The following is a 17,414-nucleotide window of genomic DNA, read 5'->3' on the forward strand; positions in this document are numbered from 1 at the left end:
GTTAACCATTGCCGGCCCCCAGCCGAGAGGAAATCCCATGGAAAGTAATACCTTACATCGTGGCAGATTGATCGATCATATTCTGCTGGTTGTCGAAGACTTTGAGGCAAGCAAAAACTTCTATACCGCCGTACTGTCGGCGCTGGAGATCCCGGTTATCACCACCGCCAATGAATACTTGCTGGCCGACGAACTGGTGGTGGCCTCACGCCACAGCCCGGAGGCTGCCGGGAAACTGACTGGGCGCCACCACCTGGCATTCCAGGCCAGAGATCGTGACATGGTGGACGCTTTTTACCATGCGGCGCTGACCCATGGCGGACGTGATAACGGCGCGCCTGGCGAACGACACTATCATCCTGGTTACTATGCCGCTTTTGTGCTGGATCCGCAGGGGAATAATATTGAGGCGGTGTACCATGGCAAGGCTGAGCGCAGCGCCGGGTCTGTTGCGATCAGCTTCACGCAGTAAGCGGGCGAAAGTCACATTTCCTTACCTGCGCAATTCCCATAATAAATGTGGGTGTTATCATTTCCTTAATGAATAATTCATACCCATAGCTGAGGCGTCGATGCTGGAAAACCTAATCATCTGATAATCAGACTTCCGACCATCACTGGCCGGACTGATTATCACTGCGCTGAAATCGAATGCGGACACTGGCGAGTGTTCGCCTATTTTGCCCATGATGATGACACAGGTTTCCCGGTATGAATGTTTCCCCTCAGGAGCAAGCGACTTTATTCATTCTCGTCCCCTGCGGACAAACGCTCCACATCCACGCGATGGCAGCGAGACCACTCCCTCGCATAAGAAACGTCACCCCCAGCCAGTTAACCCGGTGCGTTATCCCTCTGCCATGCTCGATCACTCCCTCTGCATGCCGTTGCGTTGCCTTACCCAATGACAGTCGCCGGGCGAATTTTATCTTTCGGTTTGTCATTCCGCGGACAGCCTGTGACGACAGCCGCAAGGGATCCACATCAACCAGGCCCCGATACCAGGGAAACCGTCACCGACCAGGGAGTCTTCGCGTATGAAATTAGCGTTGGGACCGTACATCCGTTTTAGCAGAATCTTGTTATTTCCGCTGGCGATGATTATCTATGATTTTTCTGCTTATCTGACTACCGATCTCATTCAGCCGGGTATTATCCACATCATCCGGGAATTTGAGGCTGATGTTGCGTTAGCCCCGGCCTCTGTCAGCCTCTATTTAGCCGGGGGGCTGGCATTACAGTGGCTGCTGGGGCCGCTCTCCGACCGCATTGGTCGCCGCCCCGTACTACTGACCGGAGCCATCATCTTTGCTTTGGCCTGCTTCAGCATGATCTTTGTCACGTCGATTGATCAATATCTTATCGCCCGTTTTATCCAGGGAACCAGTATCTGCTTCATTTCGACAGTCGGTTATGTCTCCATCCAGGAGGCTTTTGATGAAAAAGAGTCTATCCGCATTATGGCGGCGCTGACATCCATCGTTTTGCTGGCGCCGGTAATCGGGCCCCTGGCGGGCGCTGGCCTGATGAATTTCCTGCACTGGAAGTTATTGTTTGCGATCATCGGCGCCATGAGCTTGCTGGCCTGGGCGTTACTGATTTTTAACATGCCAGAAACGGTCACCTCTCAGGGCCGGGGGTTTCGTCCGGGAGAGGTATTTTCCGAGTTTGTCCGCGCCTTTAAACAGCCGGTGGTGCTCACGGGCGCGCTGGCGTTGTCATTCAGTAACCTGCCGATAATCACCTGGGTAGCACTCTCTCCGGTGATCCTGATCGATGACGGCGGGATGTCGCGCGGCGCCTATGCCTGGACCCAGGTGCCTGTCTTTGGCGGCGTTATTATTGCCAGCATCATCGTGGCCCGTTTTATCAAGGATCCGACCTCTCCCCGCTTTATCTGGCGCACTATCCCGATACAGCTGACCGGGTTGTTGGTATTACTGGCGGGAAATATTGCATGGCCCCATACCTGGTGGTGGTCCGTTTCAGGAACAAGTCTCTATGCCCTCGGAACAGGCCTGTTGTTCCCCGTATTATTCCGTTTTGCGCTTTTTTCCCACTCCCTGCCGAAAGGGACGGTTTCAGCCACCATCAACATTGTGGCGCTCAGTTTTATGGCGGCCTCGGTGGAAGTAGCGCGCTGGGTTTACTTCCAGGCTGGCGGCAGAATTGCTTTTCACTGCCTGGCGCTGATAGCAGGAATCGTCGTCATCATGCTGGTCTCGCGCTTGTTAAAACTCCGTCAGCAACATCTCCTTCAGCCAGCCTGAAGGTTTAGGCCTTTTTGCCCGCAACAGGAGAACACTATGTTTTCATACATTATGCTGGGAACGAACGATCTGCCACGCGCCATCAAGTTCTATGACCCGTTAATGGCGCTGCTGGGACACGTCAAAGCCGGCCGTAACGAACAGGGGGCGTCCTGGGGCACCTTCAACGGCAATCACACCTGCGGGCTGTGCGTGGGTGTTCCTTTTGACCAGCAGCCTGCCGGGGTGGGTAATGGAACGATGGTGGCGCTTAACGCCCGCTCCGTCGCACATATTGCGGAACTGCATGCCCTCGCCCTGCAACTCGGCGGACGTGACGAAGGCGGTCCCGGTCACCGGCCGCAGTATGGCGACGGTTTTCACAGCGCCTACGTCCGCGATCCCGACGGCAATAAGCTGGCGTTTGTTTACTATGCGTCTGCAGATTGAATGGCTGCAGCGGAGGTGGCTTTTGCAGGCGGAGATAAGGGAGTCAGGACGGCCAACTTCGCCGTCCTTATTCACCGAGGAATAAAAAAGCCAGCAGCTCAAGCGCTGCGGCTTATCTTCCCGGCAAGTTATCTACCGCAAAGTGATAACGTAATCCGGCGTCGCGCATACAGCGTTTCCGCCGCCAGCTGAAAATCATATTCCATCGCCTTCAGCTTTTTCGTCTTGAGCTGTTTTAGTGGAATACCCTCGATATGCCCTGTCGCGACCAACCACCGGATTTCAGCCGTACTCAGCTTGAGCTGTTTTTTCAGTATTGATAGCAGGCTGATGCGAAATGGCTGACTGACTCTGACGCGCACCGTTATCCGCTGACATGCCATCAACGTAACCGACCATTGCTCGTGAATACGAAAATCAGGTTGCCCCGACGGCTCGGCGCGGTTGCGCTTCAGCGTCGCGAGGTCAGCGGCATAATAGTGAACCATGGCTGCATCGTTCTTCAGCAGGCGCTGAAGCAGTTCGCGGTTTATCTTGCTGACGTGCAGCCTGGAAAACAGGGCGATATTCCAGGTGTAATCGCAGTGCGTGCATTTATAGATGCTCCAGATATCCAGCAGCTTCTTTTGCGAATTCACCCGGATGGCGCCGGAAGGCGCAAAGTCGCGTTTTACATTGCAGGCGGGGCAGCGTTTGGCAATGTGCTGATACCCCACGGGCGTGACCGTCCATGTAACTGTCATAACGTACCTTTTTTAACCCATACGAAACCGAGTCCGTCATTAACGGACCATGATTTTTGGCGTATGAAAAATAGTTAATCGCTATTTTTCAGTGGGTTAAAAAAAGATTTCCAACGTTATTTTCCTGGAGAAGTCCTAATCGACACCCTGAGATTAACAAAGGGGTTATCGCGGATATATGAGCCCTGTCAATGTTTGCGCGGATGATTAAAAGCTTCGTCAATACACCCGGAATGCTCAGCGGGCTGGCATCGCGCCAGCCCGCCCGGTTTACAGCACCTTGCTGAGGAACGCGGCGGTGCGTGGGTTGGTCGGCGCGCTAAAGATCTGCCCCGGCTTGCCCTCTTCCTGAATCACGCCCTGGTCGATGAAGATCACCCGGTCGGCCACTTCGCGGGCAAAGCCCATTTCGTGGGTCACGATCACCATGGTCATCCCCTCGCTGGCGAGGTTTTTCATCACCTCCAGCACGTCGCCCACCAGCTCCGGGTCCAGCGCCGAAGTGGGCTCATCGAACAGCATTATCGACGGCTTCATCGCCAGTGCGCGGGCGATGGCTACCCGCTGCTGCTGGCCGCCGGACAGGCTCGAGGGCCAGGCGTCGCGCTTATCGCTTAAGCCCACCTTCGCCAGCAAGGCTTCCGCCAGGTCGACCGCCTGCTGGCGCGGCATATTGCGCAGATTCATCGGCGCCATGATCAGGTTTTCCAGCACCGTCATGTGCGGGAACAGGTTAAAGCGCTGGAACACCATGCCGACGCTTTCGCGCATCTTGTTGAGGTCGGTGGTCCGGTCGTGGGCGGCAAAGCCGTTAACCACCACCTCGCCTTCGCTGACCGTCTCCAGGGCGTTCATGCAGCGCAGGAAGGTGCTTTTCCCCGAGCCGGATGGGCCGATGATGCACACCACTTCCTGCGGTTTAATATCGCAGCTGATGCCGCGCAGCACGTGGCTGTCGCCGAAGCGCTTATGTAAGTTATTAATGTGAATCACTTTTGCCAAACCTCTTTTCCAGACGGTTAACCAGCTGCGCCAGCAGGAAGGTGATCACCCAGTAGACCAGGGAGATGGTCAGGTAGGGTTCCCAGTAGGTGGCGTAGGCGCCGGAGACGGTGCGCGCGGCATAGGCCAGATCGGCCAGGCCAATCGCCGAGGCCAGCGACGAGTCTTTGACAATGGCGATGGCGTTATTGCCCAGCGGCGGCAGAATACGGCGAAACGCCTGCGGCAGGATCACCTTGCGCATGGTTTTCCACCACGGCATGCCCAGCGCGCGGGAGGCCTCCATCTGCCCTTTGTCGATCGACTGGATGCCGGCGCGGAAAATCTCCGACACATAGGCCCCGGCGTTAAGGGTGATCGCCACGATGCAGGAGAGGAACGCCCCGTAGCTGGCGCGCAGCTCGCGGGCAAAGTCGGCGCTCATCAGGCCGCTGGTCACCAGCAGGCCGTCGCGCGGGTTGATAAACAGCGGCACCAGCGCAAAGTGCACCACCATAATCTGCACGAACAGCGGCGTGCCGCGGAAGGCGCTGACGTAAAAGCGCACCGGAAACTGCACCAGGTAGCGGAGAATATATTTCCACGGCCCGTGCTCGGCCTTCGCCATCCGCCCGAGACCGAGAGTTAACCCCCACAGCGTCCCGAGGATCACGCAGATAATGGTACATTTAATCGTCATCAGGGCGCCGTCCACAAACAGCGGGCCGTACTCCTCGATGATCTCCCAACGGAATCCCGTCATAGTCCTTCCCTAAAAAATACGGCTATCGCCTGGGCGATAGCCGTGGTCACTGAAAAAGGTGGATTATTGCGCTGGCAGCGTCGGCACGTTGTCGTCGAACCAGGTTTTATAGATTTTGGCGTAAGTCCCGTCGGCAACGATCTTTTGCAGCCCGGCGTTGATTTTGCCCAGCAGTTCGCTGTTGCCTTTCGCCACCGCAATACCGAAATACTGACGCTCAAATTTGGCATCCGGCACCAGCTTGAACTGCTTCTCCGGGTGCTGTTTGATGTAGTACTTCACCACCCCGACGTCGCCAACCGCGGCGCTGACGCCGTCCTCAAACAGCTCCTGGAGCATCAGCGGGGTATTGTCGAAGCGCTTGATCGCGGTGCTGTTTTTACCCAGCACCTCAGAAACCACGATATCGCCGGTGCTGGAGTTCACCACCCCGACCTTCTCGTTTTTCAGGGCCGCCAGCGAATCCACCTGCGAGTCCTGAGCGACGACGATAGACTGTTCGGCCGGGAAGTACGGCGCGGAGAAATCGACCATCTGTTTGCGTTTATCGGTGATGGTGATCCCGGAGATGATGATGTCGCGGTCGCCGGTGTTCAGCGTGGCGAAGATGCCTTCCCATGGGGTATTGACCAGCTTAACGTCAAAGCCTTCGGCTTTGGCGATGGCTTTGATGATGTCGATGTCGAAACCTTCCAGCTGTTTCTGGCTGTTTTCAAATTCAAACGGCCGGTAGGTGCCGCCGGAGCCGACGGTATAGGTTTCCGCAGCCGCCTGTCCGGCAGCCGTCAGCGCGGCTATCATGCAACACACTTTGAGCAAATTCTTGACCATGAGATTTCCTTTTTATGCATTTATTTTGCATAAAAATACACACGCTCACTTTTATATGCAACCGGAAACCTTCCCGCTGGTGAATTATCTTCTCAATGGCCCCGTTTACCGCCGGATTTACCGATAGCCCGATGCAGATCGTTGATTCGTTTCAGGGATTTCACCGTTTTTTGTGGCGTGGTAGAGGCCACCGACAGGACAATCATCTCGAGACAGACCAGCACCGTACCGTGCAGCGGCATCCGGCTACTGTCCCCGCCGCGCGGGACGTCGATCACCACCTGCGCCTCCTGGCTGAAGCGCGAGTCCACCGCCTGGGTCAGCAGGATGGTCGGAATACCCAGCCGCTTCGCCTCGCGCAGGGTGGTCAATCCTTCGCGATGGGGAGATTTTTGCCCCATCATGATCAGCACATCGCCGCGCTGCAGGCCGATAAGCTGTTCGGCAAGGCTAAAGCCCGTGCGGTTCATCACGTACGCCGGCAGGCCAATACGGCTGAACAACCGGGCGGTGTATTCGGCGAGGATCCCCGAGGCGCCGATACCGAAGATCCCCACCTGGCGCGCGTCGCTGAGCAATGCCACCGCCTGAGCCACCGCCGCGCGGTTGTCGGCCCGCGACAGGACCTCGCACACCCGCTGATGGCCTTCAAGCACAAAATCAATACTGGAGTTGACGTCGCTGGAGAGCGCGGTAACCGTCGAGCGCATCTTTTCCGCCGAGGTGACCGAGGTGCCGAACCAGCGCTCCATGGTCTGCTTAAGCTCGCGCAGCCCGGCGAAGCCCAGCGCCTGGATGGCACGCACCACCGTGGCGTCGGAGGTCTGGGTCGCGGTGGCGATCTCCATCGCCGTATGCTCCAGCACCACCTCGCGGTTGTCGTTGATATAGCTGACCACCGCCCGCAGCCGGGGGGAGAGCTGGTGCGCCCGGGCGCGATAGCGTTCGCCGAACAGATCGACTTTGCCCTTCTCTTTTTTACCGCGCTTTTCATTTGGCCTCCGCCGGGATCGGCCTGCCGGCAATATGCGACTGCACCTGGGCCACCATCAGGGACAGCGCGGCGTAGGAGTTAGAGATCACCTCTTCCCGCGGCAGTAAAATATAGTGCCCGGTGCGGCAGGCGCGCATAAAGTCGCACCAGCCGGGCATCACGCCTTCCATCGCCTGCAGCTCATCCTGCGGCTTACCGCCAGTATCCGACCGCCAGGTAGCGAAGACAAAATCAGCGTCCAGCTCCGGCAGCTGTTCCGCGCTGACGTCAATGCGCTGGCCGTCGGGGATCCGCTCAATCAGCGGCGGAAAGCGGAACCCGGCGTCGCGCAGCACCCGGCCCAGCGCATGATACGAATGATGCACCGTGACCTTGCCGTTGTTCGCCTGGATCACTGAGACGCTGTACTGCGGTGGGTTGACCATCGCTTTCAGCTGCTTGATTTGCTCCTGATAGCGGCGCTCGAGGATCGCCAGCCGCGGCTGGGTGCCGGTCAGCTGCGCCAGCTTGCGGTAAATCTCCGGGGCGCTGCCCTGCAGATGGTCGATGCTCACCGTCGGGGCAATCTTCTCCAGTTGCTCCACTGACACGTGGCGGCTGGGCTCAGTGATGATCAGATCCGGCCTGGCGGCGGCTACCGCTTCCAGATCGATATCGGCGGTGCCAATAAAGCGGATATCGCTGTTGTCGAAATCGACGCCGGTGAGCTGGGCGCTGGATCGCAGGTAGTGGCTGCCGTCCGGGCGCGTCCGGCCGTGGCTGGCGATCGGCGGCGCCCCGAGCTCAATCAGCGGAATGGTAATATCGAGATCGTGCATCGAAACAATGCGCTGCGGATGCAGCGGGACGGTGACGGTGCGGCCTAAATCATCGGCGAAAGTTTGAGTTTGTGGGGCGGCGGCGCTGACGGCCCCCGTCAGCAACAGCAGCAATGAGACGAACCAACGCATACGACCTTCCTGGTTAAAGGGCATCACGGCGACGCCAGAGCAAGACAACGAAGAACGGGCAGCCCACCAGGGCAATGACAATCCCCGCCGGGATCTGCAGCGGGGCAAACGCCAGCCGGCCAAGGGTATCGGTCGCCAGCACCAGCAAGGCGCCAATCAGCGCGCTGCCGCACAGCAGCGATACCTGGCCGCCGCGCAGCACGAAACGCGCCATATGCGGCGCCATCAGGCCCACAAAGCCCAGGCTGCCGACGCAGGAGACGCTGGCCGAGGTCAGCAGCACCGGCGCAAAAAAGCGCAGCACCGTCAGCTGCTGCAGACGTACGCCGAGGCCGATGGCGGTCCGGTCGCCCAGCAGCGCCACGTCCGCCGCCCGGGCGGTACAGAACAGGATGATGGCCCCGGGCAGCGCCCAGCAAAAAGCCACCGCCAGCAGCGGCCAGGTGGCGGCCTGCAGGCTGCCCGCCAGCCAGATCATCGCCGTCTGCACGTCGCGTACGTCGGCGGTGGTCATAAAGATGCCGACCGCGGCCGCCAGGCTCCAGGAGACGCCGATGCCAATTAAAATAAAGCGCGGCCGCGAACAGTCGCGGGCCAGCGTCAGGACCAGCAGGGCCACCGCTATGCCGCCGACCATCCCCGCCAGCGGCCGCCAGACCAGGCCTACCGCCGGGAAAAACAGCACCAGCGCCAGGACCACGATGCTGGCCCCCTCTTTGACGCCGATCAGCCCCGGGTCGGCCAGCCCGTTACGGGTGATGCTCTGCATCGCCGCGCCGGCCAGCCCCAGCATGGCCCCGCACAGCAGCGCCATCAGGATCCGCGGCAGGCGGATATCAAACAGAATAAAGCGCGGCTGCTCGCCCATCTCCTGGGGCGCCAGCAGGGCCCGCGCCAGCGTCGACGCGGGCAGCGGATAGCTGCCGCGGCTAAGGCTGTACAGCCCCAGCGCCAGCAGCGTCAGCACTATGCTGGCGGCAATTTTAACGCCGCCGGGCGCAGCAGCAGATGACGGGAGGCGAAAGCCAGCGGCCGAAAACCGGCCCGGTGAACGGCGCGCGTCATTTAAAAAACCTCGCGGCGATAAAGATAAACAACGGCGCGCCCACCAGGGCGGTCATCGCTCCGGTGGCCAGCTCCTGCGGCGCGACCAGCGTCCGGGCGGCGATGTCCGCCAGCACCAGCGCCAGCGCCCCCACCGGCGCCGCGAGCGGCAGCGCCAGGCGGATATCTTCCGTCACCAGACGGCGCACCACGTGCGGCACCACCAGCCCGACGAAGCCGATCGGCCCGGCCACCGCCACCGCCGCGCCGCAGAGCAGCGCAATCGCCAGCAGGCCCAGCAGCCGCGTCTGGACGAGATTAACGCCAAGGCCCAGCGCCACCTTATCCCCCAGCGCCAGCACGTTGAGGCGTGGGGCAATGAGCAACGCGACGCCAAGGCCGATCAGCGCCGGGACCAGCGCCGTCTGCAGCGTGCTCCAGTTCATTCCGGCCAGGTCGCCGGCCAGCCAGGTGCGCATCGCCAGCAGCGTCTGTTCATCGAGAATCAATATCGCCGCCGTCACCGCCGACGCAAACCCTGACAGCGCCACTCCGCACAACGTGATGCGCAGCGGCGTCGCCCCGCCGCGCCCGGCAGAGGCCAGCGCCATCACGCCACCAAACAGCAGCCCCGCGCCGCAGGCGGCGGTCAGCGGGCGCCCGGCGGGGAAAGCGCCGAGAGACAGGCCCAGCGCCGAGGTCGCCACCACCGCCAGCGAGGCGCCGGCGTTAAGCCCGAGAATATGCGGCTCGCCAAGCGGGTTACGGATCACCGTCTGCAGCAGCAGCCCGGCGACGCCGAGCGCCGCGCCGGTCAGCAGCGCCGCCGCCAGCCGCACCAGACGCAGATCGATGATAATCCGCTGCTCAAAGTTGCGCGGATCGTACTCCAGCAGCGCTCGCAGCACCGTCTGCGGGGCGATCCAGCGGGCGCCTAAGCCAAGATGCACCAGCGAGGCGGCGATAAGCAGCAGCGTTAGCAGAAGCAGCGCCAGCCGGGGGCGGGGGCGACGCCGCGCGGAAAGCAGGATGGCCACGCTCATTGTGCCGCTGCCTGGCGGGCGCGAAACGGCATAAAGAAGGGTTTGCCGGTTTGCGGGTTAATCGACATCTGCACGTCAACGTCAAACACGCGTTTAATCAGCTCAGGGCTACAGACATCGTTGTCGCTAATCGTGCCAGCGATGCGCCCCTGTTTAAGGAATACCAGCAGATCGGCGTAGTTCACCGCAAAGTTAAGGTCATGGAGCACTGTCACCACCGTGCGGCCATGTTCGCGGGTGAGGGTCTGGAGCAGCTCAAGGATATCGACCTGATAGCGCAGATCGAGCCAGGTGGTCGGCTCATCGAGCAGAATGGTGGCCGTTTGCTGGGCCAGCGCCATGGCGATCCAGCAGCGCTGACGCTGGCCGCCGGAGAGGCTGTCCACCGGCAGATGGGCGAATTCGGCGGTACCGGTTAAGCGCAGCGCCTCCTCTACCGCCAGCTCATCGGCCTCGGACCACTGGCGCATCAGCCCCTGCCACGGGTAGCGCCCGCGCGAGACCAGCTCGAAAACGGTCAATCCTTCCGGGGTCAACGGCGATTGCGGGAGGATGCCCAGCTGGCGCGAGACGGCTTTCGTCGGCATCTGGTGAATGGCTTGCCCGTCCAGACGCACGCAGCCGCCGAGCGGTTTCAGCATTCTGGCGATGGTCGAGAGCAGCGTGGATTTGCCGGATCCGTTCGCCCCGGCCAGCACCGTCATTTTGCCGGTGGGAATGGTCAGGTTGATATCGTCAACGATCAGGGTCTGGCCGTAGCCGGCCGACAGGGCATCCAGTACGATCCCCTGCTCTGCAGGTGTCACCCGCTGTGGCATAACTCGCTCCTGCGCCGCAGCGTTCCAGGCGATAGCTGGACATTCTGCAGTCAAATCAAAATAAATCTCATTCTCTTTTGATCATGACGGGGATGAATGTAGTAGTCAATACTCGCCATCGTCTTCAGACGGGGACGCTGGCTACAGCGAGGCTGTGCCAATGCAATATAATTAAAATAAAATAATATCAGCTAGATAACTACAGAACATTCCCTACTGGAGGTGTTTAAAACGTCCTGTTCCTCGCCGCTGAATTTTTATCTTGCATAACGTTTACTACTACATCCCTTCATGATTGAATGATTCTCAATTACACATCTGAAGGCGCATTCAGACGCTAAACAGAGTGCTTTTATTATTCAGGGCAATGATTTTATTGGCTTAATCTGACCGCAAAGGCAGATTCGTTCACGAGAAACAGATAATGACTCAACCCCATGTCGCCTGCAGAACGTTGCCAGGGCGCGCGCTTTTTTCGCTTCTTTTTTTAGCCTCACCGGGATTAATGGCCGCCGACAATCGCGCGGCGAAAAGTACTAACGACGCGGAAGAGACTATCACCGTAGTGGCCGACGGCGCGCAGCAAAGCGCCACCAGCGGCTATCAGCCGCTCAGCTCCGCCACCGCGACGCTAACCTCGATGCCGCTGCTGGATATTCCCCAGGTGGTCAATACCGTGAGCGATCGGGTTCTCGAAGATCAGCACGCCACCTCACTCGATGAGGCGCTGTATAACGTCGCCAACGTGGTGCAGACCAACACCCTCGGCGGTACCCAGGACGCCTTTACCCGCCGCGGCTTCGGCGCCAACCGCGACGGCTCGATCATGACCAACGGCCTGCGCACCGTGCTGCCGCGCAGCTTTAACGCCGCCACCGAACGGGTGGAAGTCCTGAAGGGGCCCGCCTCGACGCTGTACGGTATCCTCGACCCCGGCGGGCTGATCAACGTCATCACTAAACGGCCGGAGCGGCAGTTCTCCGGTTCGGTTTCCGGGACCTCCACCAGCTTTGGCGGCGGCACCGGCAGCGTCGACATCACCGGCCCCATCGAAGGCACAAATCTGGCGTACCGACTGATCGGCGAATATCAGAATGAGGATTACTGGCGCAATTTCGGTAAAAACAAAAGCAGCTTTATCGCCCCTTCCCTGACCTGGTTTGGCGAGCGGGCAACGGTGACCGCGTCCTATTCGCACCGCGACTACAGCGCCCCCTTTGATCGCGGCACTATCTTCGATCTGAATACCGGCCATGCGGTTAACGTCGATCGCAAAACCCGCTTCGATGAAGCGTTTAATATTACCGATGGCTATTCCGATCTCGCTCAGCTCAACGCCGAGTATCGCCTTAACGACGCCTGGACCGCGCGCTTCGATTACAGCTACAGCCAGGATCACTATAACGATAACCAGGCGCGGGTGATGGCCTATGATTCGGCGACCGGCAACCTCACCCGCCGGGTCGATGGTACCCACGGTTCAACGCAGAAGAAGCACTCCACCCGCGCCGACCTGCAGGGCAACGTGGTAGTGGGCGGCTTTTATAACGAGCTGCTGACCGGCGTCGCCTATGAGAATTACGATCTGCTGCGCACCGATATGCTGCGCTGTAAGAACGTCAAAGGCTTTAACATCTATCATCCGGTCTACGGCACTCTCGACACCTGTAATACCGTCTCCGCCTCCGACAGCGACCAGCGGATCCAGCAGGAGAGCTATGCCGCATACGTGCAGGACGCGCTGTACCTGACCGACAACTGGATCGCCGTCGCCGGCGTGCGCTACCAGTACTACACCCAGTACGCCGGTAAAGGCCGACCGTTTAACGTCAATACCGACAGCCGCGATGAGAAATGGACGCCGAAAGCCGGCCTGGTCTACAAGGTCACGCCGAACGTCTCCCTGTTCGCCAACGTCGCCCAGTCGTTTATGCCGCAGTCGTCGATCGCCAGCTATATCGGCGAGCTGCCGCCGGAAGAGTCCACCTCTTACGAAGTGGGCGCCAAATTCGACCTGTTAAACGGCATTACCGCCAATATCGCGCTGTTTGATATTCATAAGCGTAACGTGCTGTACACCGAGAGCATTGGCGATGAGACGGTGGCCAAAACGGCGGGCAAAGTGCGTTCCCAGGGCGTGGAAGTGGATCTGGCGGGGTCCATCACCGATAACCTCAGCGTGATCGCCAGCTACGGCTACACCGACGCCAAAGTGCTGGAAGATCCGGATTACGCCGGGAAACCGCTGCCAAACGTACCGAAACATACCGGTTCGCTGTTCCTGACCTATGACATTCATAACGTCTATAACAGCAACACCCTGACCGTCGGCGGCGGCGGCCACGCGGTCAGCAAGCGTTCCGGCACCAACGGCGCGGATTATTATCTGCAGGGGTATGCGGTGGCGGATGTGTTTGCTGCCTATAAGATGAAGCTGCAGTATCCGGTGACACTGCAGGTGAATGTGAAGAACCTGTTTGATAAGACCTATTACACTTCCTCGATCGGCACCAATAACCTCGGCAACCAGATTGGCGACCCGCGCGAAGTGCAGTTCACGGTGAAGATGGATTTTTAAGCCGGACCATGGCGTCGCGCCGGATATTCATTGCCGGGCGGCGCTGCGCTTGCGCCGGCCTACCTTTCCGTGCCATTTGTCGCAGTTCGTAGGCCCGGTAAGGCGCAGCCGCCACCGGGCAAAAACAGGCGCCTGGCGCCGGATGCCCATTGCCGGGCGGCGCTGCGCTTGCGCCGGCCTACCTTTCCGTGACATTTGTCGCAGCGCCACCGGGGAATGCGTTCAGCTTACCAGTCCGCCTCCTGGCCGAGGATGCGCAATATATCCTGACGATGCTGCAGCAGCTGCGGGTTATCGCGATGACGGGGAAAAGCCAGCGGCAGCGCAAACTCGGCAATAATCCGCCCTGGACGTGGCGACATCACCAGCACCCGCTCGCACAGCAGCAGCGCCTCTTCGATATCGTGGGTCACCAGCAGGCTGGTATACCCCTGCTGCTGCCAGAGGGCGATCAGCTCCCGCTGCATACTGATGCGGGTCAGCGAATCGAGTTTGCCCAACGGCTCGTCGAGCAGCAGCAGACGCGGTTCGTTCAACAAGGCGCGCGCCAGCGCCGCACGCTGTGCCATCCCTCCGGACAGCTGCCGCGGCCACGCCTCGCTGAAGGCCTGCAGCCCGATGCGGTCAATCAACGCGTCTGCCTTCGCCTCCAGCCCCTTTTTCCCCTGCGCCTGCGGGCCCAGCAGCACGTTCTGCCGCACCGTCAGCCACGGATAGAGCGTCGGATCCTGAAACACCAGAATTCGCTCCGGCCCCGGGGCGCCGAGCGCCGCGCCGTCGATCTGCATCTGTCCGCTCTGCGGCGCTTCCAGCCCCGCCAGCAGCCGCAGCAGGGTTGATTTACCGCAGCCGGAAGGGCCCAGCAGCGCCACGCTTTCCCCCGGGCGCAGCTGCAGGCTAATATTCTCCAGCACCGGTACCGTCTGTTTGCCAAGCGTAAACGCATGATGAAGATGGCTGATGGATACCGCCGCGCCGCGCGCTATCGTCTCGGTTACCATTGCATCCCTCCTCGCTGCCAGCTCAGCAGACGGTCACGCAGCATAAATAATCCGCTTATCAGGCCGGAGCATAACAAGGCCATCACCAGCAGCGCGGCATACATATTAGGATAGGCCGCCCAGCCCTGGGCCCACTGGAGGTAAAAGCCGATCCCCGACTTCACCCCGACCATTTCGGCGACAATCAGCACCGAAAACGACGCGCCGAGCCCCATAAACAGGCCGACAAAGACGTTCGGCAACGCGGCGGGGATCGCCACCCGCAGGATCAGGAAACGCTGGCTGGCGCCGAGGGTCCGCGCCACGTCGTACCACGCCTTATCAATGCCCATCACTCCGGACCAGGTCAGCACCGTGACCGGGAACCAGGTGCTCAGCGCGATCAAAAACACGCTGGCGCCGAAACTCGAGGGAAAAATAAACAGGCACAGCGGCAGCAGCGCGGTGGACGGCACCGGCCCCAGCAGACGTAACACCGGATGCACCCAGTAGCCAATCCGTTGCGACCAGCCGATGGCCAGACCGGTGATGAACCCGCTGCTGGTACCCAGCAGCACACCGAGCCCCAGCAGCCCCAGGGAGTGCAGCAGGCTGTCGAGCAGGCGCGGCCAGTCGTCGTGCAGCACCTCGATCAGCGCCTGCGGCGGCGCGAAGAATGGTACCGGCAACACGGCAGTTTTGGCGGTCAGCCCTTCCCAGACAGCAAACAGCACCGGCAGCAGCGCCAGCCACTTGCCGGCATGCAGCACACGCGCGCCGCGCGCCCGCCAGTAGCGATAGCTCAGCGCCAGCAGCAGCAAGCCGCCGCCGAGGGTGAATTGCGCCAGCGCCCAGCCTTCGCTAAACGGCCAGCGCCGCCCGGCGTCGGGCCAGGTCAGAGTAAACAGACCGCCCAGCAGCCACAGCGCGGCGGCCAGCAGCCCTTCTCCCCACAGCGGCGCACGGCCGGTGGGGCGCGCCAGAGCCTGCTCAGGCGAATACGTTGGCATAGATACTCTCCGCGAACTGATGGGGATCGGTACCCGGCTTGATCACCTGTACCCGCTGCAGGTCGACCGCATACTGCGTCAGCTCTTTCACGAACGCTTCGCCCACCGCGTGATGGCCGTGGCCCTGCCCGTGCAGGATGCCGCTCACCTCCGCTTCACTGGTATTCAGGGCATGGGCGAGGAAGAATTGCGCCACGCTTTCCGGATGCGCAGCGGCATAGCTGTGCGCCTCAAGGATCGCCTGGGTGAGCGCCGCGGCGGCCGGTTTATGGTCCCGCGCCAGTCTCCCGCTCACCCCCAGCACGCAGCAGCTGAGGTTGGCATAATCCCCGGTCATATTGCTGGCGATCAGCTGATACTTGCCGGTCTCCAGCAGACGATAGCTAAACGGCTCGCTGCCGCTGATGGCGGCGATCTCGCGCTTGTCCAGCGCCACGCTGAGCAGATCCGCCGGGTAGACTTTCCACTGCACGTCGCTGATCGGGTCGATACCGTGGCGCTTAAGCAGAATGGCGAAGAAGTTTTTATCCGGTCCGGCCATGTCGGTGACGCCGATGGTTTGACCCTTCAGGCTCTCGAGGCCGCCGAACGGCGAGTCTTTAGCCGTCAGCAGGTTCAGACAGCCGCCGTGGGTCCCGGCGGTGAGCTTGACGTCAAAGCCCTGCTCCAGCGCCTTCAGCCAGCGCAGCGCCATCCCCACCCCGGCGTCGGCCTTACCGGTGGCGATCGCCTCCAGCAGCACATCGGTGGAGCTGCCGAAGTTAACAAACTCAACGTCGAGGTTGTATTTACTGAATATCTTCTGCTGCTCGGCGACGGCGACCGGCGCGAGGCATACCGCGCTTTTGTTGATCGCCAGCTTGATCTTGTAGGGCTCTGGCAGGCGCAGCGCCGGATGGGCATCGCCGCCGGCCATGTCCGCCATATCATGAGCCCACAGCGGCAGAGAGACCCCGGCCAGCGCCAGGCCGCCGCTGAGCTGTAAAAAACGGCGGCGGGAAAAAGGGGTTCTGGTCATGGTGTCACCTCGGCGGCGGGCACGCTAAAACGGCGGTCAAAGGTCGGCTTCACGTCCAGCCGGGTGCGGATCAGGCCGTTGGCGAGATAAAAGTCCGCCGTTGCCTGCTGCTGGGCCACTGTTTCCTCGGCCAGCGGCTGCCACTGCGACTGGCGGTTGGCAAACTGCGCGCGGGCGATCTCCGCCGGGAAGCGGATGATCTCCCCCAACGTTTTGCCGTAGCTGTCGAGATTGGCGTAGGCCCAGCGCTCGGCGCCGGCCAGGCGCTGGAGATAATCCTGCAGCGCGGCGCGTTTTTGCGGATCGTTAAGCGCGGAATCCGTTGCCGCGAGGAAGGTATTCCCCGGCAGCAGCCCTTTGCCGCTCACCAGGATCTGCCCCTCGTTGGTCTTCACCATTTGGGTGGTGTAGGGCTCCCAGGTCGCCCAGGCGTCCACCGAACCGTTTAGCAACGCCACTTTGGCGTCCACCGGGCCGAGGAACACCCACTGCACCTCCTTCGGTGAAATCCCCGCCTGCTCCAGCGCTTTCAGCGCCACGAAATGACCAATCGACCCTTTACCGGTGGCGATGCGTTTGCCTTTTAAATCAGCGCCGCTTTTTAACGTGCTGCCGGGTGATACCAGCACCGCGGTCCCCGCCGGGTTGCTTTTATCCACGGCAATAGCTTTGACCGGCGCACCGTTGGCCAGGGCGAAGAGCAACGGCGCATCGCCGATGATCCCCGCGTCCACGGCGCCCGCGTTGAGGGCTTCCGCCAGCGGCGCGGCGGCCGGGAACTCGGCCCACTTAATGTCGTAAGGGAGATTTTGCAGGGCGTTGGCCGCCTCCAGCTGCGAACGCATGCCGCCTTTTTGATCGGCGATACGCAGGGTAAGCCGCTCCTGCGCTGTCGCGTAGCCGCCCAGCGCCAGCAGCATCAGCGCGGCCGCCACCCGGCCTGAAAATGATAGACGCATCGT

General features: G+C 60.7%; 18 protein-coding genes. 5 read left to right on the top strand and 13 right to left on the bottom strand.

Annotation, left to right across the window (positions count from 1 at the left end; translation table 11 throughout):
* The first annotated feature begins 37 nt into the window (after positions 1-37).
* From KPHS_30740 to KPHS_30760, 3 genes are all read left to right on the top strand, one after another.
* Positions 38-472: a glyoxalase I, nickel isomerase gene (locus tag KPHS_30740; RefSeq protein YP_005227374.1), complete on the top strand. Its 435-nt coding sequence runs from the start codon at positions 38-40 to the stop codon at positions 470-472.
* Positions 473-1,037: 565 nt separating this feature from the next.
* Positions 1,038-2,270, top strand: a complete 1,233-nt coding sequence (locus KPHS_30750) for a putative sugar transport protein (RefSeq protein ID YP_005227375.1) — start codon at positions 1,038-1,040, stop codon at positions 2,268-2,270.
* A gap of 36 nt (positions 2,271-2,306) precedes the next feature.
* Entirely contained in the window at positions 2,307-2,699 is a 393-nt protein-coding gene (locus KPHS_30760; protein YP_005227376.1) for a glyoxalase I, nickel isomerase, read from the top strand.
* A gap of 128 nt (positions 2,700-2,827) precedes the next feature.
* Here the strand turns inward: KPHS_30760 and KPHS_30770 are convergent, their stop codons facing one another.
* From KPHS_30770 to KPHS_30800, 4 genes are all read right to left on the bottom strand, one after another.
* Positions 2,828-3,415, bottom strand: coding sequence for a DUF1062 domain-containing protein (locus tag KPHS_30770; protein YP_005227377.1), 588 nt, complete (start codon positions 3,413-3,415; stop codon positions 2,828-2,830).
* 297 nt (positions 3,416-3,712) lie between these two features.
* Positions 3,713-4,435: a putative ABC transporter gene (locus tag KPHS_30780; RefSeq protein ID YP_005227378.1), complete on the bottom strand. Its 723-nt coding sequence runs from the start codon at positions 4,433-4,435 to the stop codon at positions 3,713-3,715.
* Positions 4,422-5,186, bottom strand: coding sequence for an amino acid ABC transporter (locus KPHS_30790; RefSeq protein YP_005227379.1), 765 nt, complete (start codon positions 5,184-5,186; stop codon positions 4,422-4,424). Before KPHS_30790 ends, KPHS_30780 begins: the two co-directional genes overlap by 14 nt.
* 63 nt (positions 5,187-5,249) lie before the next feature.
* Positions 5,250-6,017 (bottom strand): amino acid ABC transport system periplasmic binding component, encoded by a 768-nt coding sequence (locus KPHS_30800; protein ID YP_005227380.1) that lies wholly within the window; start codon positions 6,015-6,017, stop codon positions 5,250-5,252.
* On the opposite strand from KPHS_30800, the gene KPHS_30810 reads away from it, so the two are divergent.
* Complete coding sequence (locus tag KPHS_30810; RefSeq protein YP_005227381.1) at positions 6,016-6,144, top strand: hypothetical protein; 129 nt, start codon at positions 6,016-6,018, stop codon at positions 6,142-6,144. The genes KPHS_30800 and KPHS_30810 overlap by 2 nt on opposite strands.
* On the opposite strand, the gene KPHS_30820 is transcribed toward KPHS_30810, so the two are convergent.
* From KPHS_30820 to KPHS_30860, 5 genes are all read right to left on the bottom strand, one after another.
* On the bottom strand, positions 6,110-7,042 hold the full coding sequence (locus KPHS_30820; RefSeq protein YP_005227382.1) for a putative transcriptional regulator: 933 nt from the start codon (positions 7,040-7,042) through the stop codon (positions 6,110-6,112). The genes KPHS_30810 and KPHS_30820 overlap by 35 nt on opposite strands.
* A complete protein-coding gene (locus KPHS_30830) occupies positions 7,008-7,985 on the bottom strand; it encodes a putative iron compound ABC transport system periplasmic binding component (RefSeq protein ID YP_005227383.1) in 978 nt (325 codons plus the stop codon). The genes KPHS_30820 and KPHS_30830 overlap by 35 nt, the downstream gene beginning before the upstream one ends.
* On the bottom strand, positions 7,975-8,928 hold the full coding sequence (locus KPHS_30840; protein ID YP_005227384.1) for an iron ABC transporter permease: 954 nt from the start codon (positions 8,926-8,928) through the stop codon (positions 7,975-7,977). The genes KPHS_30830 and KPHS_30840 overlap by 11 nt, the downstream gene beginning before the upstream one ends.
* 94 nt (positions 8,929-9,022) lie before the next feature.
* On the bottom strand, positions 9,023-10,048 hold the full coding sequence (locus tag KPHS_30850) for a putative iron compound ABC transport system permease component (RefSeq protein YP_005227385.1): 1,026 nt from the start codon (positions 10,046-10,048) through the stop codon (positions 9,023-9,025).
* Entirely contained in the window at positions 10,045-10,866 is an 822-nt protein-coding gene (locus KPHS_30860; protein YP_005227386.1) for a ferric enterobactin transporter ATP-binding protein, read from the bottom strand. The genes KPHS_30850 and KPHS_30860 overlap by 4 nt, the downstream gene beginning before the upstream one ends.
* A 505-nt stretch (positions 10,867-11,371) precedes the next feature.
* Between KPHS_30860 and KPHS_30870 the strand changes: the two genes are divergently transcribed.
* Positions 11,372-13,444, top strand: a complete 2,073-nt coding sequence (locus tag KPHS_30870) for a TonB-dependent receptor (RefSeq protein ID YP_005227387.1) — start codon at positions 11,372-11,374, stop codon at positions 13,442-13,444.
* 227 nt (positions 13,445-13,671) lie between these two features.
* Here KPHS_30870 and KPHS_30880 read toward each other — a convergent pair whose 3' ends face one another.
* Genes KPHS_30880 through KPHS_30910 form a run of 4 tightly spaced genes read right to left on the bottom strand, consistent with a single transcriptional unit; the run spans position 13,672 to position 17,411 of the window.
* Positions 13,672-14,445: an ABC transporter ATPase gene (locus KPHS_30880; RefSeq protein ID YP_005227388.1), complete on the bottom strand. Its 774-nt coding sequence runs from the start codon at positions 14,443-14,445 to the stop codon at positions 13,672-13,674.
* Positions 14,439-15,434, bottom strand: coding sequence for an ABC transporter permease (locus KPHS_30890; RefSeq protein ID YP_005227389.1), 996 nt, complete (start codon positions 15,432-15,434; stop codon positions 14,439-14,441). Before KPHS_30890 ends, KPHS_30880 begins: the two co-directional genes overlap by 7 nt.
* A complete protein-coding gene (locus KPHS_30900; RefSeq protein YP_005227390.1) occupies positions 15,415-16,452 on the bottom strand; it encodes a putative ABC-type taurine transport system periplasmic binding component in 1,038 nt (345 codons plus the stop codon). Before KPHS_30900 ends, KPHS_30890 begins: the two co-directional genes overlap by 20 nt.
* On the bottom strand, positions 16,449-17,411 hold the full coding sequence (locus KPHS_30910; RefSeq protein YP_005227391.1) for a putative ABC transporter periplasmic solute-binding protein: 963 nt from the start codon (positions 17,409-17,411) through the stop codon (positions 16,449-16,451). Before KPHS_30910 ends, KPHS_30900 begins: the two co-directional genes overlap by 4 nt.
* Positions 17,412-17,414: the final 3 nt, after the last annotated feature.

It is taken from the genome of Klebsiella pneumoniae subsp. pneumoniae HS11286 (genome assembly GCF_000240185.1).
GTDB classification, from domain to species: domain Bacteria; phylum Pseudomonadota; class Gammaproteobacteria; order Enterobacterales; family Enterobacteriaceae; genus Klebsiella; species Klebsiella pneumoniae.